This window comes from Vagococcus fluvialis (assembly GCF_003337315.1).
Lineage (GTDB): Bacteria > Bacillota > Bacilli > Lactobacillales > Vagococcaceae > Vagococcus > Vagococcus fluvialis.
Genome location: NZ_QPJV01000018.1, coordinates 1 through 26103, shown reverse-complemented (window position 1 = coordinate 26103; position 26103 = coordinate 1). Strand labels below are relative to the sequence as shown.

The 26103-nt window shown below is 31.4% G+C and carries 30 protein-coding genes; 14 read left to right on the top strand and 16 right to left on the bottom strand.

What is annotated here, in order from left to right; all coding sequences use genetic code 11:
* The 6 genes from DFR54_RS13260 to DFR54_RS12695 all read left to right on the top strand — a co-directional run.
* The coding region (locus tag DFR54_RS13260) for a hypothetical protein (protein ID WP_170126967.1) at window positions 1-475 on the top strand (475 nt) is incomplete at its 5' end.
* Between the two features lie 107 nt (window positions 476-582).
* The gene (locus DFR54_RS12715; protein ID WP_114290533.1) at window positions 583-1164 is read left to right on the top strand and encodes a restriction endonuclease subunit S domain-containing protein; all 582 of its coding nucleotides are present in this window, start codon (window positions 583-585) and stop codon (window positions 1162-1164) included.
* On the top strand, window positions 1161-2780 hold the full coding sequence (locus DFR54_RS12710; RefSeq protein WP_428843313.1) for a type I restriction-modification system subunit M: 1620 nt from the start codon (window positions 1161-1163) through the stop codon (window positions 2778-2780). Before DFR54_RS12715 ends, DFR54_RS12710 begins: the two co-directional genes overlap by 4 nt.
* Before the next feature lie 16 nt (window positions 2781-2796).
* On the top strand, window positions 2797-3939 hold the full coding sequence (locus DFR54_RS12705; RefSeq protein ID WP_114290531.1) for a restriction endonuclease subunit S: 1143 nt from the start codon (window positions 2797-2799) through the stop codon (window positions 3937-3939).
* Window positions 3940-4004: 65 nt separating this feature from the next.
* The gene (locus DFR54_RS12700) at window positions 4005-7070 is read left to right on the top strand and encodes a type I restriction endonuclease subunit R (protein ID WP_114290530.1); all 3066 of its coding nucleotides are present in this window, start codon (window positions 4005-4007) and stop codon (window positions 7068-7070) included.
* Between the two features lie 79 nt (window positions 7071-7149).
* A complete protein-coding gene (locus tag DFR54_RS12695; RefSeq protein WP_114290529.1) occupies window positions 7150-7236 on the top strand; it encodes a type I toxin-antitoxin system Fst family toxin in 87 nt (28 codons plus the stop codon).
* Between the two features lie 248 nt (window positions 7237-7484).
* On the opposite strand, the gene DFR54_RS12690 is transcribed toward DFR54_RS12695, so the two are convergent.
* From DFR54_RS12690 to DFR54_RS12680, 4 genes are all read right to left on the bottom strand, one after another.
* On the bottom strand, window positions 7485-8243 hold the full coding sequence (locus tag DFR54_RS12690; protein ID WP_114290528.1) for a hypothetical protein: 759 nt from the start codon (window positions 8241-8243) through the stop codon (window positions 7485-7487).
* Window positions 8244-8671: 428 nt separating this feature from the next.
* The gene (locus DFR54_RS13120) at window positions 8672-8905 is read right to left on the bottom strand and encodes a hypothetical protein (RefSeq protein WP_126809116.1); all 234 of its coding nucleotides are present in this window, start codon (window positions 8903-8905) and stop codon (window positions 8672-8674) included.
* Between the two features lie 196 nt (window positions 8906-9101).
* Window positions 9102-9677 (bottom strand): recombinase family protein, encoded by a 576-nt coding sequence (locus DFR54_RS12685; RefSeq protein WP_114290527.1) that lies wholly within the window; start codon window positions 9675-9677, stop codon window positions 9102-9104.
* Between the two features lie 107 nt (window positions 9678-9784).
* Window positions 9785-10234 carry a hypothetical protein gene (locus DFR54_RS12680; RefSeq protein WP_114290526.1) on the bottom strand — a complete coding sequence of 150 codons (450 nt, stop codon included), beginning with the start codon at window positions 10232-10234 and terminating at the stop codon, window positions 9785-9787.
* Between the two features lie 1357 nt (window positions 10235-11591).
* Here DFR54_RS12680 and DFR54_RS12675 point away from each other — a divergent pair.
* The 4 genes from DFR54_RS12675 (at window position 11592) to DFR54_RS12660 (ending at window position 13431) form a co-directional block, all read left to right on the top strand.
* A complete protein-coding gene (locus tag DFR54_RS12675; RefSeq protein ID WP_106509682.1) occupies window positions 11592-12407 on the top strand; it encodes a ParA family protein in 816 nt (271 codons plus the stop codon).
* The gene (locus tag DFR54_RS12670) at window positions 12407-12745 is read left to right on the top strand and encodes a DUF5388 domain-containing protein (protein WP_106509683.1); all 339 of its coding nucleotides are present in this window, start codon (window positions 12407-12409) and stop codon (window positions 12743-12745) included. Before DFR54_RS12675 ends, DFR54_RS12670 begins: the two co-directional genes overlap by 1 nt.
* A gap of 133 nt (window positions 12746-12878) precedes the next feature.
* Window positions 12879-13253 carry a hypothetical protein gene (locus tag DFR54_RS12665; RefSeq protein WP_114290525.1) on the top strand — a complete coding sequence of 125 codons (375 nt, stop codon included), beginning with the start codon at window positions 12879-12881 and terminating at the stop codon, window positions 13251-13253.
* Complete coding sequence (locus tag DFR54_RS12660; protein WP_114290524.1) at window positions 13246-13431, top strand: hypothetical protein; 186 nt, start codon at window positions 13246-13248, stop codon at window positions 13429-13431. The genes DFR54_RS12665 and DFR54_RS12660 overlap by 8 nt, the downstream gene beginning before the upstream one ends.
* 42 nt (window positions 13432-13473) lie before the next feature.
* Here DFR54_RS12660 and DFR54_RS12655 read toward each other — a convergent pair whose 3' ends face one another.
* The 12 genes from DFR54_RS12655 to DFR54_RS12600 all read right to left on the bottom strand — a co-directional run bounded on the left by DFR54_RS12655 (window position 13474) and on the right by DFR54_RS12600 (window position 22456).
* The gene (locus DFR54_RS12655; protein ID WP_114290523.1) at window positions 13474-14157 is read right to left on the bottom strand and encodes an N-acetylmuramoyl-L-alanine amidase family protein; all 684 of its coding nucleotides are present in this window, start codon (window positions 14155-14157) and stop codon (window positions 13474-13476) included.
* Between the two features lie 17 nt (window positions 14158-14174).
* Entirely contained in the window at window positions 14175-15011 is an 837-nt protein-coding gene (locus DFR54_RS12650; RefSeq protein ID WP_114290522.1) for a tyrosine-type recombinase/integrase, read from the bottom strand.
* 111 nt (window positions 15012-15122) lie between these two features.
* The gene (locus tag DFR54_RS12645; protein ID WP_211315063.1) at window positions 15123-15269 is read right to left on the bottom strand and encodes a YvrJ family protein; all 147 of its coding nucleotides are present in this window, start codon (window positions 15267-15269) and stop codon (window positions 15123-15125) included.
* On the bottom strand, window positions 15269-15505 hold the full coding sequence (locus tag DFR54_RS12640; RefSeq protein WP_114290520.1) for a hypothetical protein: 237 nt from the start codon (window positions 15503-15505) through the stop codon (window positions 15269-15271). Before DFR54_RS12640 ends, DFR54_RS12645 begins: the two co-directional genes overlap by 1 nt.
* 25 nt (window positions 15506-15530) lie before the next feature.
* Complete coding sequence (locus tag DFR54_RS12635) at window positions 15531-15761, bottom strand: DUF2922 domain-containing protein (protein ID WP_114290519.1); 231 nt, start codon at window positions 15759-15761, stop codon at window positions 15531-15533.
* 16 nt (window positions 15762-15777) lie between these two features.
* Window positions 15778-16011: a DUF1659 domain-containing protein gene (locus DFR54_RS12630; RefSeq protein ID WP_114290518.1), complete on the bottom strand. Its 234-nt coding sequence runs from the start codon at window positions 16009-16011 to the stop codon at window positions 15778-15780.
* 443 nt (window positions 16012-16454) lie between these two features.
* On the bottom strand, window positions 16455-17012 hold the full coding sequence (gene hxlB, locus DFR54_RS12625; RefSeq protein ID WP_114290517.1) for a 6-phospho-3-hexuloisomerase: 558 nt from the start codon (window positions 17010-17012) through the stop codon (window positions 16455-16457).
* The gene (locus tag DFR54_RS12620) at window positions 16999-17703 is read right to left on the bottom strand and encodes a ribulose-phosphate 3-epimerase (protein WP_114290516.1); all 705 of its coding nucleotides are present in this window, start codon (window positions 17701-17703) and stop codon (window positions 16999-17001) included. The genes hxlB and DFR54_RS12620 overlap by 14 nt, the downstream gene beginning before the upstream one ends.
* A 199-nt stretch (window positions 17704-17902) precedes the next feature.
* Window positions 17903-18562, bottom strand: coding sequence for an HAD family hydrolase (locus DFR54_RS12615; protein WP_114290515.1), 660 nt, complete (start codon window positions 18560-18562; stop codon window positions 17903-17905).
* Window positions 18563-19717: a mannitol dehydrogenase family protein gene (locus DFR54_RS12610; RefSeq protein ID WP_114290514.1), complete on the bottom strand. Its 1155-nt coding sequence runs from the start codon at window positions 19715-19717 to the stop codon at window positions 18563-18565. It lies immediately after the preceding gene.
* Window positions 19718-19734: 17 nt separating this feature from the next.
* The gene (locus DFR54_RS12605; protein WP_114290513.1) at window positions 19735-21651 is read right to left on the bottom strand and encodes a PTS mannitol transporter subunit IICBA; all 1917 of its coding nucleotides are present in this window, start codon (window positions 21649-21651) and stop codon (window positions 19735-19737) included.
* A gap of 13 nt (window positions 21652-21664) precedes the next feature.
* Window positions 21665-22456, bottom strand: coding sequence for a sorbitol-6-phosphate dehydrogenase subunit (locus DFR54_RS12600; RefSeq protein WP_114290512.1), 792 nt, complete (start codon window positions 22454-22456; stop codon window positions 21665-21667).
* A 159-nt stretch (window positions 22457-22615) separates the two neighbouring features.
* Between DFR54_RS12600 and DFR54_RS12595 the strand changes: the two genes are divergently transcribed.
* The 4 genes from DFR54_RS12595 to DFR54_RS12580 all read left to right on the top strand — a co-directional run.
* Window positions 22616-23368 carry a DeoR/GlpR family DNA-binding transcription regulator gene (locus DFR54_RS12595; protein ID WP_114290511.1) on the top strand — a complete coding sequence of 251 codons (753 nt, stop codon included), beginning with the start codon at window positions 22616-22618 and terminating at the stop codon, window positions 23366-23368.
* 780 nt (window positions 23369-24148) lie between these two features.
* Window positions 24149-24769, top strand: coding sequence for a hypothetical protein (locus tag DFR54_RS12590; protein WP_114290510.1), 621 nt, complete (start codon window positions 24149-24151; stop codon window positions 24767-24769).
* A gap of 111 nt (window positions 24770-24880) precedes the next feature.
* Window positions 24881-24985 (top strand): putative holin-like toxin, encoded by a 105-nt coding sequence (locus tag DFR54_RS12585; RefSeq protein ID WP_211315061.1) that lies wholly within the window; start codon window positions 24881-24883, stop codon window positions 24983-24985.
* A 592-nt stretch (window positions 24986-25577) separates the two neighbouring features.
* The coding region (locus DFR54_RS12580) for a hypothetical protein (protein ID WP_147269198.1) at window positions 25578-26103 on the top strand (526 nt) is incomplete at its 3' end.

Sequence of the window (26103 nt, the reverse complement as noted above, 5' to 3'; positions counted from 1 at the left end):
GACTATTGTTGTTGTTGACCCTGGTAATAGTTCAGGTGTTTCAGAGAATGAACTAGACCCTGGCTTTAAAAGAAAAGAACCACCTTACTATTCATATGCTATAAACGAACTTAGTTCCAAACATTCAAACAAAAACATCAAAACTTTTGCCGAAATTAAAGATATTATGGTTAATGATTATTCTGTTTATTTAACGGCTAGTTATAACGATACGGCTGTTACATTCATCTTAACTGAAGATTTCTTTTCTGGTATTAACAGAGACCAAACAATAACTTTTTTAAAAGACATTGTCACATTCTCAAAACAACAGACTGTTTATTTAGCAGTTCTGTGTCAAAGTAATGTAATTAAGCCTAGCGCAATAAAGCTATACGTTCATGATATAAGAAATCTTTCCTTTTACATTGAAAAGAGATTCTTTCATTCTATAACAGATGCAACGGCATACATTAATCATAGTCATGGTCAATAATCGTTCTAAAATGATAGTCGCAATTTTATATTGCGATTATTATTTTACAAATCGAAAAGTATGTTTACACAACATACATCAATAGATTAGAAAGGAAATAAAAAAGTATGAAAAATAACTCTATTATCAAACTAAACGAATTAGCTGAATTTATCTCAGGTAAAAATAATAATCGATTAACAGATACTGTTGAAGAGTATAGTATTCAAGACTTTGAATATGATCTATTGCACCCTTATAAACAACAAGGTAATAGTTCCAGTTCAAAGGATTCAAGCACTATTACACCAGGAGATATCATAATTAATCTACAGACAGGAAAAGCTGCAGTAGCTGGTTTAAATAGTAGTAAAAAGCATTTCCCACAACAATTTTCTAAAATCATTTTGAAAAAAGATATTCCTTCATTTTATATCTTGTATTTAATAAATGAAGATAGAAATTTTCAAAAAGAGAAATTAATTTACAGCACTGGTAGTGTTATTAAAAGGCTCTCTAACAATGGATTAGGACAATGTTCTGTCAAAAGACTACCTCTAAACGAAGAGAAAACCATTGGAGATATTTATATTAATGCAGTTAACATGCATACTCAAACAATAGAACAAGCAAATAAATTATTATCTCTAAACCTAGAAACACTAAATAAATATGTTAACTCAAACAATTCATCGAAAGAAGGAAAATAAATATGATAGATCAAACAAAAGAACTAGAACAAGTATTATGGAACTCAGCGGATATTATGCGTGCGACAATGCCAGCAGAAGACTATAAAAATTATTTATTAGGATTGGTTTTCTATAAATTCTTATCAGATAAACTATTAATCAAAGCCTCTGAATTACTAGAAGAACCAACTCATGATTTAAATAAAGCTCAAGCACTATATGTAAAAAACTATAATGATGATACTTTGAAGCAAGACCTAGTAGATGTTTTGAAAGACGAATTAAGTTACATCTTAGAGCCTAATCTAACTTATACAAGTATTTTACAACGTATTCATGGTTTACAAGAAAACAGTTTCCAACTAGAAGATTTAGATGCTGCCTTTAAAGAAATTGAGCGCTCTGATGAACGATTACAAGGATTATTTGAAGACTTTGATGTTTACTCAACAAAACTTGGAAATACACCTGCCAAACGAAATCAGATGATTAGTAGCGTTATTCAGGAGTTATCAGCTGTTAACACTATCGACTATGAAGGTGATCCACTAGGAAATGCTTATGAATATCTAATTGGTGAATTTGCTAGTGATTCTGGTAAAAAAGCAGGTGAATTTTATTCGCCTCAATCTGTTTCTAAAATTATGACTCAAATTGTCTTTGATGGACGAAAAGATCAATCTGGACTATCTATCTACGACCCAACAATGGGATCTGGTTCATTGATGTTAAACGCTAGAAATTATTCTAATAATCCAAATACGATTACTTATTTCGGACAAGAGTTAACAACATCAACTTATAACTTGGCACGTATGAATATGATTCTTCACGGTGTTCCATTAGAAAATCAATTTTTAAATAATGGAGATACCTTAGACGCAGACTGGCCAGACACTGAACCTACTAATTTTGATGCAGTTGTTATGAATCCACCTTATTCAGCAAATTGGAGCGCTGACAAAGGTTTTCTAACAGACCCACGTTTTGGTATGTACGGTGTTTTAGCTCCTAAATCAAAAGCTGATTTTTCATTCTTATTGCATGGTTTTTATCATTTAAAAGATACAGGAACGATGGCCATTGTTTTACCACATGGCGTTTTATTTAGAGGCAATGCTGAAGGTAAAATCAGACAACAATTATTAGAAGACGGAGCTATCGATACAATAATTGGCCTACCTGGTGGTATTTTTTACAATACTTCTATACCTACTACAATCATCATTCTTAAGAAAAAAGGAAGAGAAAAACGTGATGTACTCTTTATTGATGCATCTAAAGAGTATAGAAAAGCTAAGGCACAAAACTTTATAGATGATACACATATTGAAAAAATTGTTGAAGCCTATAAATCAAGGGAAGATGTAGATAAATTTTCTTATGTAGCAAGTTTCGATGAAATTAAAGAAAATGATTTTAACTTAAACATTCCAAGATATGTGGATACATTTGAAGAAGAAGAACCCATTGACTTAGGACTTTTATCAGATGATATTGTCACATTAGAGTATTCGATTGCTGAAAATAAGAAAGAACTACTAGCCTCTTTAGATGAATTAGTTGCAAACAATTCTGATGTTCAACAACAACTAGACAAAACACTATCAAATCTAAAAAGCTTATGGCAATAAGAAAGGGGCTATTTAAATGACTGATGTAAATAAACCCGCACTTAGATTTAAAGGATTTGATAGTAAATTAAAAAAAGAAAAATTAGGTACCTACCTTAATATTCCTAATAAAGAAGTTACTAATATCACTAATAGCTCTGAGTTGATGACTGTTAAATTAAATCTTGGTGGTGTTTACTCAGGTTCTAACAGAGAAACTTTATCTCTTGGTTCAACAAAATATTATAGAAGATATGCTGGACAACTTATCTATGGAAAACAAAATTTTTTCAACGGATCTATGGCAATCATACCTTCTGAATTAGATGGAAAATCTACATCAGGGGATGTGCCCTCCTTTGACATTGAACATATAAATCCAATGTTTTTATTCCACTATATTTCAAGGCAGTCTTACTGGAAATCAAAAGAAGTCGAAGCTTCTGGAACTGGTTCTAAACGTATCCACGAAAAAACTTTTCAAAATTTTAAAATAAATGTTCCTGATAGTATAAAAGAACAAGAACAAATTTCAAATTTTTTTAATCAATTAGATAAATTAATTTCTAACCAACAAAAGGAATTAATATTACTAAAAGAACAAAAAAAAGGATTATTTCAACTAATGTTTCCGAAAGAAAATGAAAAAGTTCCAAGTCTAAGATTTGGAGGATTTACTAATAATTGGAGACAGAATAAAATGAAAGATATAGCTCCTTTACAAAGAGGATTTGACTTAACTAAAAGTAATATAAAAGACGGACCTTATCCAGTTATATTTTCTAACGGCGTTGGAGCTTTTAATTCTGAATATAAGGTGAAAGGACCTGGAATAGTTACTGGCAGATCCGGTTCTATAGGTAACGTACACATGGTCTATGAAAATTTTTGGCCTCATAACACATCACTATGGGTAACAAATTTTTTTGATAATGATCCTTTATTTATTTTTGTTGTCTATCAAAAAATAAATCTTTCTAGATTTGGAACTGGAAGTGGTGTCCCAACATTAAATAGGAATGATGTTCATGATTATAAGATGTTTATCCCTTCTTTCAAAGAACAAACTAAAATCGGTAACTTCTTCAAACAACTAGATGACACTATCACTCTTCAAGAGCAACAACTTGAGAAGTTAAAAGAAATGAAAAAAGGGTACTTGCAGCAAATGTTTATTTAAATAAGCTTGAAGTCACGTATGAATCATGCATACGTGACTATCTACAAAAAGAGAGCGGGGAGTAAATGAGATTTGAAGAAGAGTTAAAATTAGAAAAAGATCTAATCGATCAGTTGGTTAATGGGAATCCCTCAAGTAAGTATTCTCAGTGGACGTATCGAGACGATTTAAATACTGAAGATAAGCTTTGGGAGAATTTTAAATCCATCTTAACAGAGAAGAATTTAGCTGTCTTAGATGGTCATAAAATCACTGACCTTGAATTTGAACAAATAAAGAATTTCCTTAACTTCAATACTTTTTATGATGCGGGTAAATGGCTTGCTGGTGAGAACGGTGTAGCAAAAATTATTCTACAAAGAGAAGATGCTACATTAGGAAAAGTAGCTTTGAAGGTTATTGATCGTAACGCTATTTTAGATTCTGTTTATGAAGTGATTAATCAAGTCGAGCGAGATAAAACGGATGAATTCGATCGTTCTAGACGATTCGATATAACATTACTCATTAACGGGCTCCCGCTAGTTCAAATTGAGTTAAAAAATAGACAACACTCATACATGGATGCCTTCCACCAAGCAAATAAATATGCTAAAGAAGGAAAATATATGGGGATTTTTTCGACTCTACAAATGTTTGTTATTACAAATGGTAGTGATACTAGATATATTGCAGCAAGTCATAAAATGAACCCTCAATTTTTAACTAAGTGGGTAGATGATGACAATCAACCTGTGACCAAATATTTAGATTTTACAGAAGACGTGTTATCTATTCCAATGGCTCATCGAATGACATTACAATATTCTGTTTTAGACAGCGAGAAAAAAGCTGTCATTTTATTACGTCCTTATCAAATCCATGCTATTGAAGCTGTTAAAGACGCTAGTAAGAATAAAGAGTCAGGTTATATCTGGCACACAACTGGTTCTGGTAAAACTCTAACATCTTACAAAGTTAGTCGTAACTTACTACAAATACCGTCTATTGATAAAACTATCTTTGTCATTGACCGAACAGACTTAGATGATCAAACATCAGATGCTTTTACTAGTTATTCTGAGCATGACATTATTGATGTTGATAGTACTAGTGATACCAGTGATTTAATTGACAATCTTTATTCAACCGATCGCAAAATGATTGTGACTACACGACAAAAATTAACAACTATGTTAAAACGTTTTGATCGTTGGCAAGAAAATGATCGAAATCAAAAGAAAATAGAACGAATCAAACAACTTCGAATCGCTTTTGTTGTTGATGAATGCCATCGAGCTGTTTCAGCTAAAACTCAACGAGTGATTACTAATTTCTTTAGAAATTCTATGTGGTATGGATTTACTGGTACACCTATTTTTGATGAAAATAATCGAAAACAGGTTGGTGATTTAGCAACTACAACTAAAAAACAATACGGACGACAACTCCATGAATACACTGTTAAAGAAGCTATTGATGATAAAGCTGTTTTAGGTTTTCAGGTTGAATACAAAACAACTATATCTAATGAAACACTAGATAAAATTGTAAGTGATACGTTAACTAACAAAAAAAGTACTAAAAATTTACATGACCTAGAAGAATATCAAAAAGAAATATTAGTTCCTAAAAGCGTGTATGAAACTGATGAGCATATGATTGAAGTTTTAAAGTCAATTTTTAACGAGTCTAGAGAAAAACTTGGCTTTAATAATGGTAGTGGATACACCTATAATGCTATTCTAACAGCATCTAGCATTAAGCAAGCTCAACGTTACTATGAGTTAATCAAACAAGCTAAAAATGGCGAATTGTTCGAAATTGATGAAAAAACAAAACGTGTTTTACCTGATTTCCCTAAAGTAGCAGTGACCTATTCTGTTACCGAAAATGAAGAGGTTAGTTCTCTAAATCAAGATAAAATGAAAGAATCTATTGCTGATTATAACGAGACATTTGGTACTAAATTTAAATTAGAAACTATTAAAGCTTACAATCGAGATATTTCTGAACGTATGGCACGTAAAAAAGAACGATATCAACTAAGAAAGAACCAATTAGATATCGTTATTGTTCAAAATAGAATGTTGACTGGATTCGATGCTCCATGTCTTTCAACCCTATTTATTGATCGTCCGCCGCAACAATCTTATGATATTATTCAGTCATTTAGTCGAACAAATCGTTTATTTGATAAGCCCAAGCGATATGGTCAAATTGTAACATTTCGAACACCAGAACTTTACAAACGAGCTGTTCAAAGTGCTCTAATTTTATACTCAAATGGTGGTGAATCTTCAGTTTTAGCCCCGTCATGGGAAGAAACTCAAAAACAATTTTATTTAAGAGTTCATAATATACGTGAAATTACTTCTTGCCCTGATGATGTTGATTTACTAAAAACTAGAGCTGAGAAAAAGAAATTTGCAAAAGCGTACCAAGAATTAGATAAATGGTTTGCTTCACTACAAGTTTATACAGAATATGAGCCTGAGATACTTCCGGAAAAATTTAATATTAGTGAAAACGAAATAGAAGAGTTTCACGGAAAATATATCAATATCATTGAAGAATTGAGAATTGATGACACCGGTGAAGAAGATGATCCTATTGATATCCAATATGAACTAGAATCAATTAGAACTGAAGAAATCAATTATGAATATATCATTGCTCTCATTCAAGCTTTTGTTCCAGATGACAATGAGGAAGTCTCTATTATTAGCGATGATGACAAGAGAGAAATTGATAAATACATTGAAGAGCTTTCTATTAAAAATAGTCAATTAGGAACAATTATGGGGCAACTTTGGCTAGAAGTCCAAATGGATCCAGCACAATTTAAAAATGACTCCATTTTAAATATCTTAAATCGAATGATTGAAGAGACAATTAATAATGAGATCAAGCGTTTAGCAGATGAATGGCATGTTGGTTATAAAGAATTACGCTTTTTTTTAGAAAACTATAGAGAGTCTAGAGAAAAACAAATAGGTGAAACAGAACTGGCTAACTCTCAAGATTATCAAGGTTATAAAAACTCTACAGAAAACCCTTTAAGTAAAATTAAGTACAAAATATTCCTAAAACAAGATATTTATCCAAAAGTACTTAACGAAGTTATTTTACCTTTACGTCGTAGAAGTTAACAATTAATCCAACATATTTTTTGGTATAATGGGGTGTCGCCTTTTCCGACAGTCTTGCGACTGGAAGGAGGTGCTATAGATGTACGAGTATTTTATCTGCCCCCTTCTTGTAGGCTTGCTATTAGCTCTATTTGATTATTGGCTAAATAATCGAAACAAGAAGTAAAACAATCTTAAGGCGACATTAGCCCACAAAATAAGCCCCTGAAGAATCCGACTTCTTCAGGGGCTTTGTGCTATAAATGTACTTCATCTGCAGATTAATTATATCATTTTTTTCGATTTTTCGCAAAAAATGACTAATAATTCGAAATCTTATGCTATTTTAGCTTGTTTCACCTGTTTTTTCACTTCTATTTCGTACTATTGCTATAAAAATTCAGAATTTCTTTTTTATTTGATAAGAATATATGACTATTTAATTTCTTCAACAGCTAATATTCTTTTTCTAATCCTTGCATCTACTTTATTTCTAATTAAATAATTTTCTAAATTATTTTTTATTCGTTTGTTTTTATCTTTTTGGCTCGTAGACCCAAGACAGCAAAGATAGTAGGAATTAAATACTGCTATTACTGTTTTCTTTGTTGATATTTTATTTTCAAACGCCTCAATCAATTCATCAGCTTCTTTTGATTGCTTAGAAGTCGGTATAGTTCGTCTTGATAGCTCACACAATGTGTTATAAAAATCATCTTGTTTATTATTTTTAGATACCGACTTCTTTTTATTATTTGTTGGATTAGGAAAAAGAGGATCATATTCATATAATTTTTTTTGAATTGATTTTTTGATACCATAATTATCCAATCTACCTTTTAGTTGTATCTGTATTTGTTTTTGCCTTTCCTCAATAGGCATTTTCTTTGTAACACAACTTTGATACGCTCTTAAAATGCTAGACATAGTTTCTTTATTCATAAATAGATTACCATATTTATTAAATAGGTTAGTTATAGCTAATTTTCGCTTTTCTGGACCATAGAATTTTTTTACTTTTCCATTTGTGATTAATTCCGTATAAAATCGTCTTTCTACTGTTTTTTTATATTCCTTTTCATTTTCAGCATATATACCTTCATTTCTAGCGTACATACCCCAATTATCTTTTTTATAATATCTATCTTTACGACTCATATTTTTTGAGCCAACATAAATAATACTATCTCCCATATCAATCACTACCGTTTCTATTCATAAAATTTATCCTGCTCCATCGCTTCCTCTATTTCCCAATAATCTAATATATGTTCCCAGTCTTCTACGTTATCTTCTAATTCTATCTCAGGTTTAACTGATGGTCTAGTGACTTCTTGTTTTACTTCACTACTTTCAATTATTTTTTCTTCTTCAGGGTAAGCATCTTCGTACTCAATATTATAATAAGTTCGGTATGATTTTACTCCTACCAGGTGATTTTCTTCAGAGACTAATTCAATTTGAAAGTTCCCCTCCTTTAATGGATGCTCATCTTTCTCTTCTGAGTCATTCAGTCCTCTTTCTTCTCGAATAATCTCATTTCCATCGTGATCTTTAAAAGAATATAATTTAGCAGCGTATTTTATTTTCTCTTTTTCCTTTGCATACTTCTCATTTTCTTTTTATCGTTTCATGATTTCCTGTTCTTCTGCCGTTGATATACTACCCGCAGTTAACATGACAATCGTAAAAATAATCGCTACTAGCCACCCAATTCCCTGGCAATTTTCTGATCCACAAAACAGAGCATAAATAAAAAATAATCGGAATGGTAAAAATGGATTCATGATGTATCCTGTGAACATATAAATAAATAAAAGCCCTACAAATATTAAAATAATCAAAAACCATATCATGATGACAGAGAACTAACAGCCAATGAAAAAGAAGTCTTAAAACAAATTATTCCAATATATAAACTTTATAATGAATTAAACTCACTTAAATAAAAAGAGAGCAATATAATCTTAAATAACATCTTAACTGTTACTTAGGTTATATTGCTCTCTTTTTATTTTTTAACGATAAGTCATTTATATATCTTCAAGCCGATTATTTATTTTCAACTTGTCTCCTTATCCTATGCAACGTTGATATAGAAAATCCAGTCCTCTCAGCAACCTCTTTATAGCTATATTCCTCAAGCAACTCATAAGCATGTCTCTTAGCTTTTGTTATGACAGCTTTCGGTCGTCCTTCCTTGTAGTCTGACTTATGTTTTTTGGCATATTCTTTTCCTTCTAAAGAACGCTCTACAATCATTTCTCGCTCCATTTCAGCCACACTTAAAAGTAAAGTATACATCATTTTCCCAACTGGATTATTTTCAATGACTCCCAAGTTCAACACATGAATAGAAACACCTTTTTCAAACAGTACATCAATTACACTTAAAGCTTCTTTCGTATTCCTAGCGAATCGATCAAGCTTTGTCACAATAACTGTATCACCGGCTTGAACTGTTTCCAGTAACAAACTAAATGCTGGGCGGTTCGTTTGCGTTCCTGTAAATTTTTCCGCAAACAAATTTATTTTTTCAACTCCATGATTCATTAACGCTTCTTTTTGACTTGCTAAAGATTGATTTGAAGTACTTACTCTAGCATATCCATAGATTGTTTTTGACATACAATTTCCCCTTCATTAAATGACATAAGTTTATGACACTCTATTAAAGCGATTATATCAAGAATAACAAAAAGTGCCAATAACTATATAGTTGTTGGCACTCCTATTTAACTATAATGAGCTAAAATATCGTTTAGCTCATTAATATCATTCAATATAGTATCATATTTTTGGCTATTTATTTTTTTTACCTTTGCTTTATGGGGTGGTTTTAACTCTATATTGTAGATTTCCTCTAGCAACATCTTTTTTTCATTTTCAATTTTTTCTGCTGCTTTAATAAGTTCATCAAATGCCAAATTTAAGTCTTCTTCTTCATATACACGGACTATATTTTTATTTGTTACCTCGTTATTAGAATCTATATTAAACATTGATAAAAAATTATCTATAATATCATTTTTTATCTCAATATCTGCTTCTTCATTTGATTTTCTATAAATAGTTGATTTATCTAAATTAGAACCAACATTCACAACTTTATTTTTTATTAACTCAAATTCAAATAAATTTTCAAATATTTTATAATTTTTAACACTTATTTTAATTAATTTCATACAAAAATCTCCTTTTTAATTCATTGTGAATTAATTACTTATATAATTTTAAAACACATATAACTAAAAAGATAAAATAAGAAACATTAAATTGACAACTCAGATAATTGTAGTACTCTTTCCCCATGCTCCCAACCGCCACTTCCAATCTAACGCTATTTCACTACAATACATAACGAGTCTAAAGCCTCGGCTGTAGCTTTCAGCTACCTGGTTCCTAAACCAGCCGTTTTCTAAGGAAAACTCTCGGTCAGAAATGTTGCTATCGCAACTTCCCTCACAATTAATACATAAATTTTTAAACATTTTTAATTAAAAAACTTGTATATTTGTTTCTGATTTGTTACCAGAGAAGTTGTTGTTCTGGTGTTGAGCAGAGTTGTACCCTAGTCAGACAATAAAAAAAGTGAGCTATTCATTGTCGATTAGAGTACAACTTGCTTTAGGTTTACCGTCGAAGAGTCGACTGGAGCCACTATCACATATCCTATCAGTTGGTATGTTGATCATACACTCACAGCCCTCTTAAAATACGCCCTAAGAGCTTTGCTATGAGTTACTGTGTCAAAAGACACCGTATTACCACCCTTGCCGTTAAATCGGTCGCAACCACCATTCAGGACAGCAGAGGATAGGATTACTCATACTTGTTGTCCCTAAGCGAAGTTAACTGAAGTGGCTCGCTACACCTGTCCCTTTCATCGCAACTTAATGCCTGCAGTTTGTCCTCTACAGCTTTAAAAGAGTCTCCTTTTGATTACATCTGTTTTGCATGATATAATCAGACCATAAGAAACATGTCGAAATGTTCTAGGGGTTTCCAGATTGCCGTCTGGGAGCTCTTTTTTTATTTAGTTTTAATTAGCCTTTCGGGTTGTTAGGGTTTACCCTGACCGTCTGAAAGACGCTTTATAAATGTATTAACTAGCTTCTTATTAAATATCCTCTTAGATATCTATATTTAGTTGATTAATCAAAACCAACTTTTTTATAGACTTCTTTTATGAACTTAATCTGAGAATAACAATTCTTCAAGGATTTTTAAATAGATTTTCATAAGCTCTATAAATCTATAAATCTATAACTTCATAAATCTATAAACTTATAAATCTATAAACTTATAAATCTATAAATCTATAAACTTATAAATCTATAAATCCTTTATTAACATAGATTAAACCACTATGAAATTTTATTTATAAATCTATAAACTTATAAATCTATAAATCTATAAACTTATAAATCTATAAACTTATAAATCTATAAATCTATAGAAGTTTGTGTTTATCTCTGTTTAAAGCTTTTTAGACATGGTATACTATTTATAAATTTATAGAAAACATGAGGTGGGTTAGATATGGCTTATAAGATTACATATTCAAACTTTAAAGGTGGTACTGGTAAGACAACTAATAGTACAATGATGGGATACCATCTAGCTGCTAAAGGTTTTAAAACCTTACTAGTCGATTTGGACCCTCAGGCAAATGCAACGGCACTTTATTCTTTAACTCGTCAGAATCAAACAGGAGAAGTTATGACTTTCAATAAAACATTGATGTCTGCCATCGCTGAAAATGATGTAGCAAGTATTATTACTCCGATTAGAGAGAATCTATTCTTACTACCTAGTTTTGCCGATTTAACTTCATATCCTTTATTCTTAGAAAAAAAATTCCCAAATGACTTAAAGAAACGTTCTACTTATTTTGCTGAAATTATTGCACAATTTGAAAATGAATTTGATTATATTCTATTTGATGTACCACCAACACTTTCAACTTTTACAGACTCAGCTGTTCTTGCTTCGGATTACATTGTGATTGTCCTACAGACACAAGAAAGATCGTTTATTGGTGCTGAAGCTTTTATTAAATATTTACAAGAACTAATGGAAACTTATGAAACTGACTTTGATATTCTAGGAATCTTACCAGTGCTACAAAAAAACAATGCGATTGTAGACCAGTCGGTTCTTAAAAATGCCACTGAATCATTTGGTGAAGAAAACATGTTTAAGACAGTCATTAAAAACATGGAGCGCTTAAAGCGTTATGACATGACCGGTATAGTTGACCCTAAAGCCAGTGAGCGCTTTGATGTTCATGACAAAAATGTTCATGCACTATATAGTGACGTAACAGACGAACTAATTGAAAGGATTGAGGGGTAATGAATAAAAAGAAATCAAATCTATTAAAACCAAGTACACCTGCTCAACCTACTCAAACTTATACAAGACAAAATATTTATTCTGTAACAGATACTGAAGAAAAAAAAGCTCCAGTTATTCCTGAAGTAAAAACAGGAAGAGGGAAGAGAACTTCAATTAGTTGTTTTCAAGACACCAAAAATAGCTTACAAGCCCTAATTACAATTATGGATACTAAAAATGTTGATGAAGTTGTTGAAAATCTAATTGATTCTTATACAGAATTAATGTCCGATGAAGAACTAAATGAATTTCGTTTAATTCGTAAATCATTAGATAAACGTACTATAAAACGCTAAAGCACATTGTCAGAGAAGCATTCTAAGCAATTCAAATTTCAATCTACTTATAGTTATTCATTAAAAACAAAATAGAAATCGTAGAAATAACATAGCCTATAATGAAATAATAAAAATAAGAGGTGATAGCATTATGACTGATGAAACACTACAAGACGTTATAAATGATGTTGATGCATTTAAAAAAAAGAGTATTGAACAAGTGAGAAAAAATATTGATTACGAAATAGAAACTTATAAGCAAGACATTCCTAAAGAACTCAATACAAGCGAATTTGATTTAACAGTTCAAAAAGAAGTCGATGCTAAATTAGCTAAATTTAATGATGAAATGGATATTAAACCAACAGCCCTTTATTATTCCTTAAAAACAGAAGCTGAACTTAATGAAGAAATAACAGAGAAAGAACTTACTATGTCCGCCTATGATTTCTTAGAAAAACACACGAATAATAAAATATTGAAAAAAATACTAAAAGAGTTAAAAAAGGAGACAAAAAATGGCTAATCCTTTTGTAGGTATCTTACTTAAAGCAATGAAATATATCGGTCCAATTATCATGAAACAAATCACTGACTATGTTTCAAGTGAACAATTTAATGCACAAGCCAAAAAAATGATTCAAATGGTCGTTGAACGTATGGTTAAAATTGTCATGCATGAAAAGAAAATCAAACCTAGATAATTTATTAAGAGAAAGAGCTAAATTAGTCTTTCTCTTATTTTTTCATCCCACACGAAGCTTTTGACCTGGATAAATTAAATCAGCATTCTCAAGGTTATTCCACGCAAATAGCTGTTCCACCGTTGTTTGGTATGTTTTTGAAATAGTATATAATGTTTGTCCTTTTTGAACTTCGTGGTATTGATTCTTTGAACAAGGCGTCACCTGAAGAACTTCTAAAATAGAATCTACAATAATTGTGACAAGTGCTTCCTGTTTCGTATCAAAAATACGATTGTCCTCATCATTTAAAATAAAGCCCATTTCAATCAAGACAGCAGGGCAGTAAGTCTCACGAATCACATAAAAATCACCTTCCTTAACACCGCGGTCAACAAAACCAATGCTAGCCACTTTACTTTGAATTTTATTAGCTAAATTTAGCTCCATACTAGATACTTTGCGCCATACAAAAGTCTCCATACCAGTAGCTGACATGTTAGCTGCTGAATTACGGTGAAGTGAAACAAACAAATCGTAGTTTCCACTGTTGCTCATATTAGCTCGACTCTCTAAAGAAACAAAGCTATCATCGGTTCTTGTTTCGCCAACTGTAATGCCTGCCTGTTTTAATTTAGCAACTATCTTTTTACCAATTCGAAAAACATCATGGGATTCATAACGATTTCCTTTTACAGCCCCTGGGTCACTTCCCCCGTGGCCATAATCAATTAATACTTTAACCATTGATTTCCTCCTTAAATTTATGTTTTTATCTGCCAGATAGGTCCTTGGACTTGTGTTAAGTCAACTCGAGCTGATTGGGTATAGTAGGCAGTCATATTAATATTTTTGTGTCCTAAGAAAACTTTAATGGCTTCTAACGGCACACCTTCCTCGAGTAATTTTGCTGCAAATGTGTGTCTTAATAAATGACAATGACAGGGAATCCCTGTTGTTTGAGAAAAATTCGTCATGTGACGCTGTAGAGTGCGTTTAGAGATACGAAAAACTGGAAGAGAGGTAATATCAATATCTTCCAAAAAAGCTTCTATAATCGTCACAATATCAGGATCCACTACAGGAATTTCTCTATCACTACCCCATTTTGCGTCAGTAATTGAAATATAGAGCTGTTTATCACGGTAAAAAAAATCTGATTTAGTTAAAGCAGCAATCTCACCAACACGAGCTCCAGTTGCCATCATAAGTAAAAAAGCACAGCGCACGTTTATTTGACAAGAATCGACATAAGAACGAAAGTTTTCCATATTTTCTTTAGACAATTGCTCAATCCGGTTAACTTTAGGTGTCATGTGTAAGGCAAGTACAACAGGATTAAACTCAAGTTGTTCATGTAAAATTAAATAATCATAGTACACGCGTACTGTTGAAAATATTTGATTAATTCGCCTAATTGAAAGACCATCAACTAACATAGCTTCTCTAATTAAAATCAGTTCTTTCATTTTTACCTGGTAAATATCTAATCCAAAAGTATTTAAATAAGTTTTGTATTTTTCCAACCGTCTTCGATACTCATCCAAGGTACTTTTTGCCTTTCCTTCTTGGTATAAGTGGGTTAAAAACGATTGGATCATATACAACACTTCCTTTATAAAAATATTTTTGGCGCCAAATTTTAAATTTCATGACAAATTTGGCGCAAATTTAAAAATTTGTCGTATGTTAAATGTAAAGGGTGGGAAAGATTAGTCTTTTTGATTCGTGATAATTATTGTTGAGAGCTTCGTAATTGCCTTAGTGAGGTCATCTAGTTTATTTTCTACTCGCACTAGTAAAAAAATTGAGACCGCTATGGCAAAAATGTCTTGTTCAAAAATCTGTAAAAATTCCATCATTTTTCAAAGCTAAATTCTGTTAATGTTGCACCTGGTTCGGTATAAACATTCAGAATATCTCCCATGTTTTCGCCACAATATTTACATAAATCAAGTGACCCGACTAATAATTTTTCAGTTTTCGCATCATAGACACTGAGCTTAAAGAAATTATCTTTAACCTTTCCACACACATCACACTTCTTGTAAACACTTTGAGCCAGTGATTCTATTTTTAAAGCTTTATTCTGCATAAAATGACCTGACTTTCTTTTAAACTTATGAGACTGTCACAATTTCGTTAACTTCTGTTTTGATAATTTTTGCCTTATACGGTGTTGGTTCTGACCAGTTGTTAAAATATTCGTGATCACAAATATCATTCATAACCTGTTCAATTTCTTCTTCAGTTAAGTCTGGTCGCGGATTAGCTACTTTTAATTTTCTGATTTTGTTGTATGAATCTTTAAACTCCATTTGTAATACTTCTGTTAATATTTTTTCTGCCATGTTTTTTTACCTCTTTCTAATTAAATTTTCGATAGGTTTCTGAGCGAGTTAATTCATTTACTGGTTCTTTCTGTAAACCTAAGATTGATTTTGTCACATCGTAGGCTACTTCACGGTCTAAATCTTTGTTAATGCCATGAAAATTAACTTTCTTTGTATCATCCAAGATACCTACTTTTCCTCCAATTGATACTTTTTCCAAATTATCAACTGATGATTCTCCGTCTCTTTTTTCTACTACTCTTTCCATGTAACCATTCCTTTCTATAGTTTTTTTAGTTACGTTAGAAATATACTAAAAGCGTTAAGAAATCGCTTTCATTTTATTTTTCTTTAGTTTTTGTTAAGAAGATATGAAAGCTACAGTGTTTTTTTATTTGGAAGTAAACAATAAGTAAAACTAGGGACAGAAGTTTTATGAGAAGAAATGAAAGTAGATTGGGACAACTGAGGTTGTTACTTTTTAAAATTTAAAGACATAAAAAAGAATCCTTATTTCTAGGATTCTTTTTTATGTCTTGTAGTTAGATATTTTTAAATTCTAATTGAGTGATTTCACTAAATTAAAAAGGTTTGCTTCTTTTGATGAGGTGTCTCGGTCCATTTTCACAAGATCAGTAACTATAATGGTTAGAAATACTATTTATTATTCTTATTTAATCTAGTTTCTTAAATCACTCGATGTATATTAATTTATTCTAAATTTGCATGAAATTGCCATAATTCTGCTAAAACAATATTTTTTTTGTTAATAATCATCAAACATATGATATCACCTAAAAGAAGTAAGCTTTGTTCAAATAGACTTGTCATTGGTTGTATCGATTTGATTTCGTCTTCTAAAGATAATTTTGTTTGTACAGGAATTCGAATAAACAAATGACTATATTCTTTCATTGAACTATTAGGGTTTGATCCTATATGTATAATTTTAGCTCCAAATTCGTTTGCTTTTTCAGCAATTAGTAAAGGATACAAACTCTCACCACTTCCAGATCCTACAATTAATAAATCTTCTCTAGTTAGTGCTGGTTCAGTAATTTGTCCTACTACATATACTTCATATCCTAGATGAGCTAACCTTTTTGCCATAGATTGAAGAGATAAAAAAACACGTCCAACTCCTACAAAGTAAATTTTTTTTGCTTTGTTCATTTCTGAAATCATTAAATCAATGGCCTCTGTATCAATTTGATTTAATACGCTTGTTAATTCAGATAAGATGTCATCACTAATTTTATTGTAACTCATAATATATTCCCTCTATTTCGTTTAACGAATCAACAATAGACTTTCTATTTTCTTCAATTGAATAGCCTTTTCTAAATAAACTTTTACTTCCTAAGACCAAATTATTTGCTCCAGCTTTTACTAATTCAGGTATTACATCTAAAGATACCCTACCATCTACCTGAATAGCTACGTCCGCTTTATGATTTTTCAAAAATAAATTTAATTCTTTTACTTTTTTCACTCCATATGGAACCGCTTTCTCATTTTTAAAATTTGCAAAACCAGGATTAATTAACATTAAACATATTAGATCCAAATCAGGTAAAATCCATTTTAAATCATTGAAGTTTGTTGCTGGATTTAAAGCTATACCACAATTAGCACCAGAATTTTTTACCAACTGAATATATCGATCAATATGTAAGGCTGTTTCACAGTGAAAAGTAACACTCTGAACTCCAATACTTAATACTTCATTGATAAAAAATTCATTGTTAACTGACATAATATGGACATCAAAATTTAAATCAGTAACTTCCCTCATACGTTTAATAGTTTCTAGTCCCAAAGGCATACTAGGGCTAAAAGCACCATCAATCACATCAATGTGTAGCGTTGTAAATCCAGCCCTTTCAATTTCTTTAATACTTTTTTCTAAATTGACTAGGTCACCACACATAATTGATGGTGATAAAGTAATACTAGACATCTTGTCACCCTCTCTTATTTTTTAGTCCAAAATGTCGCAATTATTAAGAAAACATATATTAAAATAACCAATATTCTAATAGAAGTCCCCCATCGTTTTTCCCTTATCATTTTATAGATACCAATAGGTGGTACAAACAGTAACAATAATATTAAAACCCCATCCATTTTTTTACTATCAACCACTGATGCACACCCTTTCAAATAATTAACTTTTCGATAATAGGTCGAATTTCATCAATATTTCTTACAATAACATCTGCTACTGCCTGAGAAAAATTGAATCTTTCTTCCAATTTTGCAATGACAAACATATCAGCTTTATTCGCTGCTTGAATACCATAGTGAGAGTCTTCAATTGCTATACAATTTTGAGGCATAATTTGTAATTTTTCTGCTGTTCTTAAGTATATTTCAGGGTTAGGTTTTGATTTTTCAAACATATCACCACTAATTGAAAAATCAAAATACTCTGAAATTCGACATTGTTCTAAGACTGTATCAATTTTTTTTCTGCTTCCCGAGGATGCCAGAGCAACTTTAATTGTTGTTTCATTATTAAGCCATTTCAGCAAATCCATAATTCCTTGGTTTAATAGTAAGGCATAATTTATTTCATGATTTTTATGAAATTGATTTAATGCAATTTGATAAGAGTCATGCGTCGGAAACTCCTTAGAATCAATATATTGAGAAATAATACTCCATGTCATTCTCTTATCCGCTCCTACAAACTCTAAAAGCTTTTCATAAGGAATGTTTATATTTAAATGATTTAAAAAGCTTACTTGTCTTTCAAGTTGCATCGGTTCCGTGTCAACAATTACCCCATCCATATCAAATATAATGCCTTCAAGCATTTATATTACCCCCGCTTGCTTTAGTTTTTCACTTTCTAATAGAATTTTATTAACAACCACATCATCAACTGAACGTCCAATATATTTAGCTACGGTTTCTTGTAAACCATTTGCTTTTATTTCCTTATTCAATTTAACTGCAGATGGATCTTTGGGTTCTGCATAGTGAAAAGCGCAAGCCAAAGCCTTAGCAATTCCATCAAAATTAATATCATATTTTTGACACAATGCAATAACTCCCATAAATCTATCTTGCGGTCCTACTTTTCTAATCGGATCAAAAGCTACTCTAAAAATAGCATCCGGCATTTCATTTTTAGCTTTTGGTAAATATTCCAGCTCTCTAATATCCTCTCTTGTAACTGGATATTCATACAAGACTGCTTGAACGGTAGCATCGTGGACTGCTTTGATTAAGTTCGCTACTTCTGAGTCTTCTTGAGCAGTAACTATATCATCATATTTTTTTAAATAACCCATATATGCTGTAGCAGCATGAGGTCCATTAATTGTAAAAACTTTAATATCTTTAAGCATTTCAACATTTTCACGGACATCTAACCATTGAACATCTGAAAAATCCGAATTCACAGGTCCTTGTATAATCAAAGAGGCTACTGCTGTAGTTACTAAATCGGTCGAATAATTACTTTTTGCATCTGTCGATCTTCTAACAATAGAGTCACGGATAACTACATTTTTATCAAACCATTCCCTAAGTTCATCGTTTTCTAAATTATCTTTGAAGTAATTAGTAATATTAGAAATGATATGGTTTTTATTTGTTAAACAAATAATTGTTTTTTTATCTTCTGGTTTTACTTCATACTGCTTTTTAAAAAGAACACTCAAAAATTTTGCCGACTCTTCAAAATCTTCTGGATATAAAGGACACATAAGTAAATCTGTATTAAGAAAATTTTCTGTCAATTCTGGAGTATATTCTGTCAAAAAAGCTTGAAAATTATCAATTTCATTTATAAAAACATCATCTGTAGTATGAACTTTAACTTGATACTTTCCATTTTTATTTAATTCACTTATTACCTTAGGATCTTTATCCAAAAAAGAAATATTCCATCCGGCATTATGGAATGTCTCACCAACAAATCCTTTTCCTAGTCTTCCTGCTCCTACAATCATCACATTTTTCATTTGTGGCACGTCCTCTTCTATTTTTGATAAATTAAGCCTAGAATTTCTTGTTTGGTCTTAGCATTTCTAATTTTCTCAACATTGTTTTCATCTATAAATAATTCTGCAAGACGACTAATAATTGCTAAGTGGTCATCATTTTTTCCTGCTATTCCTACTATCACATTAGCTGTATTACCTTCGCCAAAGTCAACCCCTTCAGGTACTTGAATAATAGAAATACCTGATTTGATAATTTGATTTTGGGAATCTTCTAAGCCATGTGGTATCGCTACATGATTGCCAATATATACTGAAATATTATTATTTCTTTCCACCATATCATCAATATATTTTTCTTTAACGTATCCCTGTTCTACCAAAATTTTTCCAGACGCTTTTATAGCTTCTAATTGATTGTCAAATTTTGCTCCAAGTATGATATTTTCTTCATTCAATAATTCTTTAGATAAAACAGAAGAACTTTCTAGTGATTGTTCCCTGTGTGCAACAAAACTAACCACTTCATTATAGTCATCATCTTTTAAGAAATTATTGATTGGGATATATGCAGTATTAGGATTTTTCCCACTTATTCTAGCTCTATCTATTAATGATTCTAAAGTTACAACTATATCAGTATCCATATCTATCCTATTAGCTGAGGAGTTTTTAACTTCAATATGCTCAAATCCTTCTTTTTTCAAGCGCTTTCTAAGGACTGTCGCTCCCATTGCACTTGATCCCATTCCAGAGTCACAAGCAACTTGAATCTTTTTCACTGAAGATGCTAATGACTCTAATTCGTTTATAGATTTTGAACTATTTTCTTTCATTGTGAAGTTATCTACAGTTTTTACTTTTCTTCCACCAACATTAAACTCTTTAGCTAAATCATCGTTATCTTCACCTGAACCGAATAATTTCAATAACACCATTCCTAATAAAGTTGATACAATAAATCCTGCCAAAATAGAAACAAAGTTTGCAAATATTGCATCTTTAGGTGTCATCAATGCTATATTAATTAAACTACCTGGCGATGCAACTCCAATCAATCCACCACCCAGTAATACTTGAAGAAATAAAGATACTGCTAATCCACCCATTGTTGCAAATACTAATATTGGATTTGCTAAAACAAATGGAAAGTAAACTTCACCAATACCAGCAATACCAGCAATAAACATTGCCATTGGAGCTGTAGACTTCGCTTTACCTTTTCCAAATAACCAAACTGAAAATAATGTTCCCAGTAATGGACCGTTGTTAGTATCTACTAAAAACATTATAGATTTTCCAAACTCTGCTGCTTGAGCATAACCAATTGGTGCCAAGATACCATGATTCACAACATTATTTAAAAATAACACTTGGGCAGGAGCCATAAAAATAGATAATGCTGGTATTAAATTATTATCTGTTGCCCATTGAACTCCTGTTGTTAATACTGCAATTAATGCTCTAATAGATGGACCGACTGTAAGAAATGCAAATATTGCAAATATTGCTCCAATAATTCCTAAACTAAAATTATTAACAAACATTTCAAAACCAGGTTTAATTTTATCTTGTGTTACCTCATCAAATTTTTTCAATACCCAAGCAGATAATGGACCCATTATCATAGCTCCACTAATCATTGTTATATCAGCTCCAACAATAACTCCCATTGTTGCAAACGCTCCAATAACTCCACCACGTTGACCATGAATGTTGTAGCCTGCTGTATAACCAATTAACAAAGGAAATAGATAGTTTAAGATTGGCCCTACCATTTGTGCTAAATTTTCATTAGGAAACCAACCATTTGGAATAAAAAGCGCTGCCATAAGACCCCAACCAACAAAAGCTCCTAAATTAGGCATGACCATACCACTCATATGTCCACCAAATTTACGAATTTTAGATAAAATATTTGAAGAAGAACTATTTTTAGTAGATATTGATTCCATTTACAACTTCCTCCTATCGAGTTGATTTAGCACCAGAAATATTAATTGTCGTTCCTGAAATGTATGATGATTTATCTGAAACTAAATAAGAAATTAAATCGGCAATTTCTGTCATCTTACCTGGTCTTCCTAGCGGAATAATTCCTTTAAAATCACTGTGAACTTTTGACGGATCAGTTCCTCGAGCATATGCTAATGCTTTAAAGTTTGCTTCATTATTCATTGGAGTTTTTTCATTAATACTTGGCGCTACCCCTACAACTCTAATATTAAATTGGCCTAACTCTTTTGCCCAAGACATAGTAAAAGCATGAACAGCTGCTTTATTAGCTGAATAACAACTTTGACCTTCAGAGCCTTGAAGCCCTGCATCTGATGACATATTAATGATAACTCCAAAATTTTGTTTAATCATTTCTCTTGCGACTGCTTGAGAACAAAGGAAAACTCCTTTTTGATTAACATTAACCATAAAATCAAAATCTTCTTCACTTAGTTCATATTCAGGATGCTCTCCTTTATGGTCAACTAACATCCTAGGTCTACTAACTCCTGCATTATTAACTAAAGCATCAATTTTTCCATACTTATTTTTAATTGACTCTACACAATCTACAACTTGCTTCTTATTTGAAATATCACACTTTATAAAAGTAATATCACTTTCTGTTTCTGGTTCTACAACATCTAGTGAAATAACTATGGCACCATTAGAATTTAGATTGGAGCACATTTTTTCACCTAACCCCATACTTCCTCCTGTGACAATTACTACTTTCCCTTCTAAATCTAACCATTTTTCCATTTCTGCTTCACACCTTTCTAACTTTATACATACATATTAACCGCTTACTCAATTAAATACAAGCATTTTTTTTGCATGTTTATGCATTTATTGTGCAATTTTTAGAACGAAATGTTATAATAAAGACAATGAGATTAATAAATTTAAAGGTGGGCTAAAATGTTAAAGAAAGAAAGACAATCAATTATATTAGATATTCTAAGTTCTGAAGGTCGCGTGTTTTCAAGTGAATTAAGTAGAAGATTAAACGTTTCAGAAGATACCATTCGTAGAGATTTAAATCAATTAGCGAAAAATGATTTATTAAAGAAAGTACATAGTGGTGCAACAACAATTGGCCCTTCTGTTACAAATTTTGAATATAGAAATAATATTAAAAATGAAGAAAAAATAAAACTTGTTCAACTAGCACTTCCTCTTATAGAAGAGCATTCTGTTTTTTTTGTAGATGGTAGTACTACTAATTTGAAATTTGTTGAATCTTTACCTGTAAACTTTAAAGGTACAATGATTACTAATAGTCCTTATATTGCAATTGCTGCTATTCAAAAAAAAGAATTAGTCACTATTAGTTTAGGAGGTAACTTTGCGAAGAGATCTGCAGTTTATTTAGGGGAAAGTACCATTAGAGAGATTGAAAATATTAGAGCTGATTATTATTTAATGGGAATTCATAATTTAGACTTTAATATAGGTGCAACAGTAAATTCTCAACAAGAATCTTTCACAAAACTAAAAATGGCCGACCATTCTGATCATGTCATAGCTATTGCAACAAAAGAAAAGCTAGGGGCATCTAGTCACTATGTATCTTGTCCTATATCTCAAATCAGCTACTTAGTTACGGATTCAGATAATAAATCTATATTAAACAAATTTAAAGACAAAAATATAGAGTTACTAACTCTATAATGATATTTAACAACTGACGCTAGTATAGAACTTTATCTACATATTACTTAACTTCGTTGTAATGGAAATTAATTCATATTTTTTAACTAATAAATAAAACAACTTTTTTCCCTTAGCCACTTCCTATGATTTTATAATTTTATTTTGATTTCAAGGCACTTCATTTAGCTTCAGCTAAATGTTAGTGCCTTTTGGCGTACTGAGGGATAAGTGAAAGGTTTTGAGGAGAGAAAACATCTGCAAGATGTTTGAATGAGTCATGTCCCTCTTTTTACCCTCCCCCAAAAAGGCTATAGATGCTACCTTTAGGTCGTATGTGAGCGAGTGCTAAGGAGCGAGGTAGACAGTGGGGTGAGTATGGAGGGGGCTTGGGGGAGGAAGAGAGGGACAGTAAACCTTGAACGTTCCCTGAGTTAAGTTAACCAGGTTTTGACTTTAAGGGCTTCTAAGCGTACTTAAACCTCAAATGCCCTCTTTATAACTGGTACCTGCAATTGAGGTTTGTGTACGCTTAATCGGACGCTGGCGGACGAAACTTAAGTCACAATAGGACTGCCTTTTGCAGGCCGTGACTTATCGGCTCATAGAGACGAAACAGGTTTGGTTTTTGATAATAAAAAAGCTCCTACCGTGAAGCCCGTGAGGGTAGGTAGGAGGTGACGATTATTTATCCTAACTCACAAAAACTAATATATTCACCACATGTGTTGACATGTGTTTTTTATTTTGCTATATTATGAACTATAAGAAATAGATATAAAAATAGAAAGAGTGATATACATGACAAACACATGGCTATTTAGAGGGTCACCACATGGTTCTTACCAAGTAGACAATTTTATTGATAACAATTTTATAGCTGTTGGATATCCCGTTGGAGAAAGTTTTGAAAATCTAAATTATGAAGAAATTCATAGTAAATTATCCAAATTAGGTTGGGAAGAAGGAATAGGTAATGTTTATTCTTTAGTTACTTTATTTAACATCAATGACTATGTAATTGTTCCATCCAATAACAAAAAAGATGTTTACTTAGGAATAATAACATCAGATTATCAATATAAAAAAAAGTTAGATAAAGATGAAGTTGGATCAGGATTTCCACACCAACGATCAGTCTCTTGGTTATTTGATAAGAAGCCAATACTAAGAAGTAAATTACCTGAAGAAGTAAGAGCATCTTTACGTTATCCCGGTACAGTTGCTGATTTAACTAAACACACTCACTTAATAGAGGAAATAATTAATGAGCAATCTTCTTCTATCGAGGATCACAATAAAATTGAACTAAAAGCTATTAAGGTCATTACAGAGTTATTGGATAGCGATAATGAGGAGTTAAAATTTAAAGCTGCACAATTTGTTATTGAAAACAAAAAACATTTTGTAACAGTAAAATAACTTCGTCATTATGTTATAATATTAACGTAGAAAAGTTTATGACGGTGGCTATCTTTGAATCGAGGTGATGCTTATGAAAATAAGTATTAAATCTAAGGAAGGAGAAGCCTTTTGTCCACGTCGGAAGCCTTACAATTGATGATTGCCTTTGGTAGTTTTACACTAGCTTTGGTATCAACTATTGTTACGATTCTGAAAAATGACAAAAAAAAATAACCGTCGTAACTTTGGCGAGTTAACGGTTATTTAAACTTATTAAACTGCTACCGTCTTAAACGGTTCTATACTAGGGGCGTATTAGTAGTACGTCCCTTTCATTTTGATTATAACACAAAGTTCTTTGTAAAGCATAGTATTAATACTATGTAGTTTTACAGAAAACATTAATTAATTTTCTTCATCTAAAAGCTATTAACTATATGATTATTAAGGATTTCTACCTAGCAACCAACGTAAGATGTTAAATCTTACTTAAAAATCTATTGACTACTCTTTATTTTATATGTTAGAATATGTTTATCGCAGAAACACCTGAATTTTTTTTAAAAGAATTTTCGTATGATAGTGCATCTTACAAAAATATGCTTAAAAATAAAAACTGAGTTGGCGCTCAGTTTCAAGTTCAGTTGTGCAAGCATATAAATTACTAAATTGGCGTTTAGTAACAATTATCATGTCATGACTAACTGATAATTTCTATCGAATCAAATTTTATCACAAATTAGTCAATAATTGAATACTATACATATAATTTTTCAGTATTTTATGTGTCTGCTTTTCTGTAAAAAAAGAAAAGGAGTTAAGATACATGATTTTTAATGAAGCATTATACAAAAAAGATAACGAGGATAATGGAGTTCTTCTCACTCCTCAACAAATTAAGGAACACCCTGATTTTATTTCTATTAGAGAGCTATTATATTGTCCTGAGATAGGATGCTCAGCACGTTTGATTTATACTAATCGTATGCCTAAAGGATTCTTAAAAGCTATTAGTATACAGGATCACTCTGCTGAGTGTTGGCACCATACTGATCAGGAAAAAGAACGACAAGCTAAAAAAAGAATTTTAGCTAATGGTCCTCTTACTGACGAAGGAATTAAAACTAAGAAAAAGGGATTGGAAAAATTCTTATTAGGTCATTTATCACCTTCTAACACAACTGATACTAAACCAAATAATGGCTCTGATAAAACTAAGACACCTCCAAGAACTATCAATAGTGATAATCCATCTGAGACTATTGTTGTTGTTGACCCTGGTAATAGTTCAGGTGTTTCAGAGAATGAACTAGACCCTGGCTTTAAAAGAAAAGAACCACCTTACTATTCAT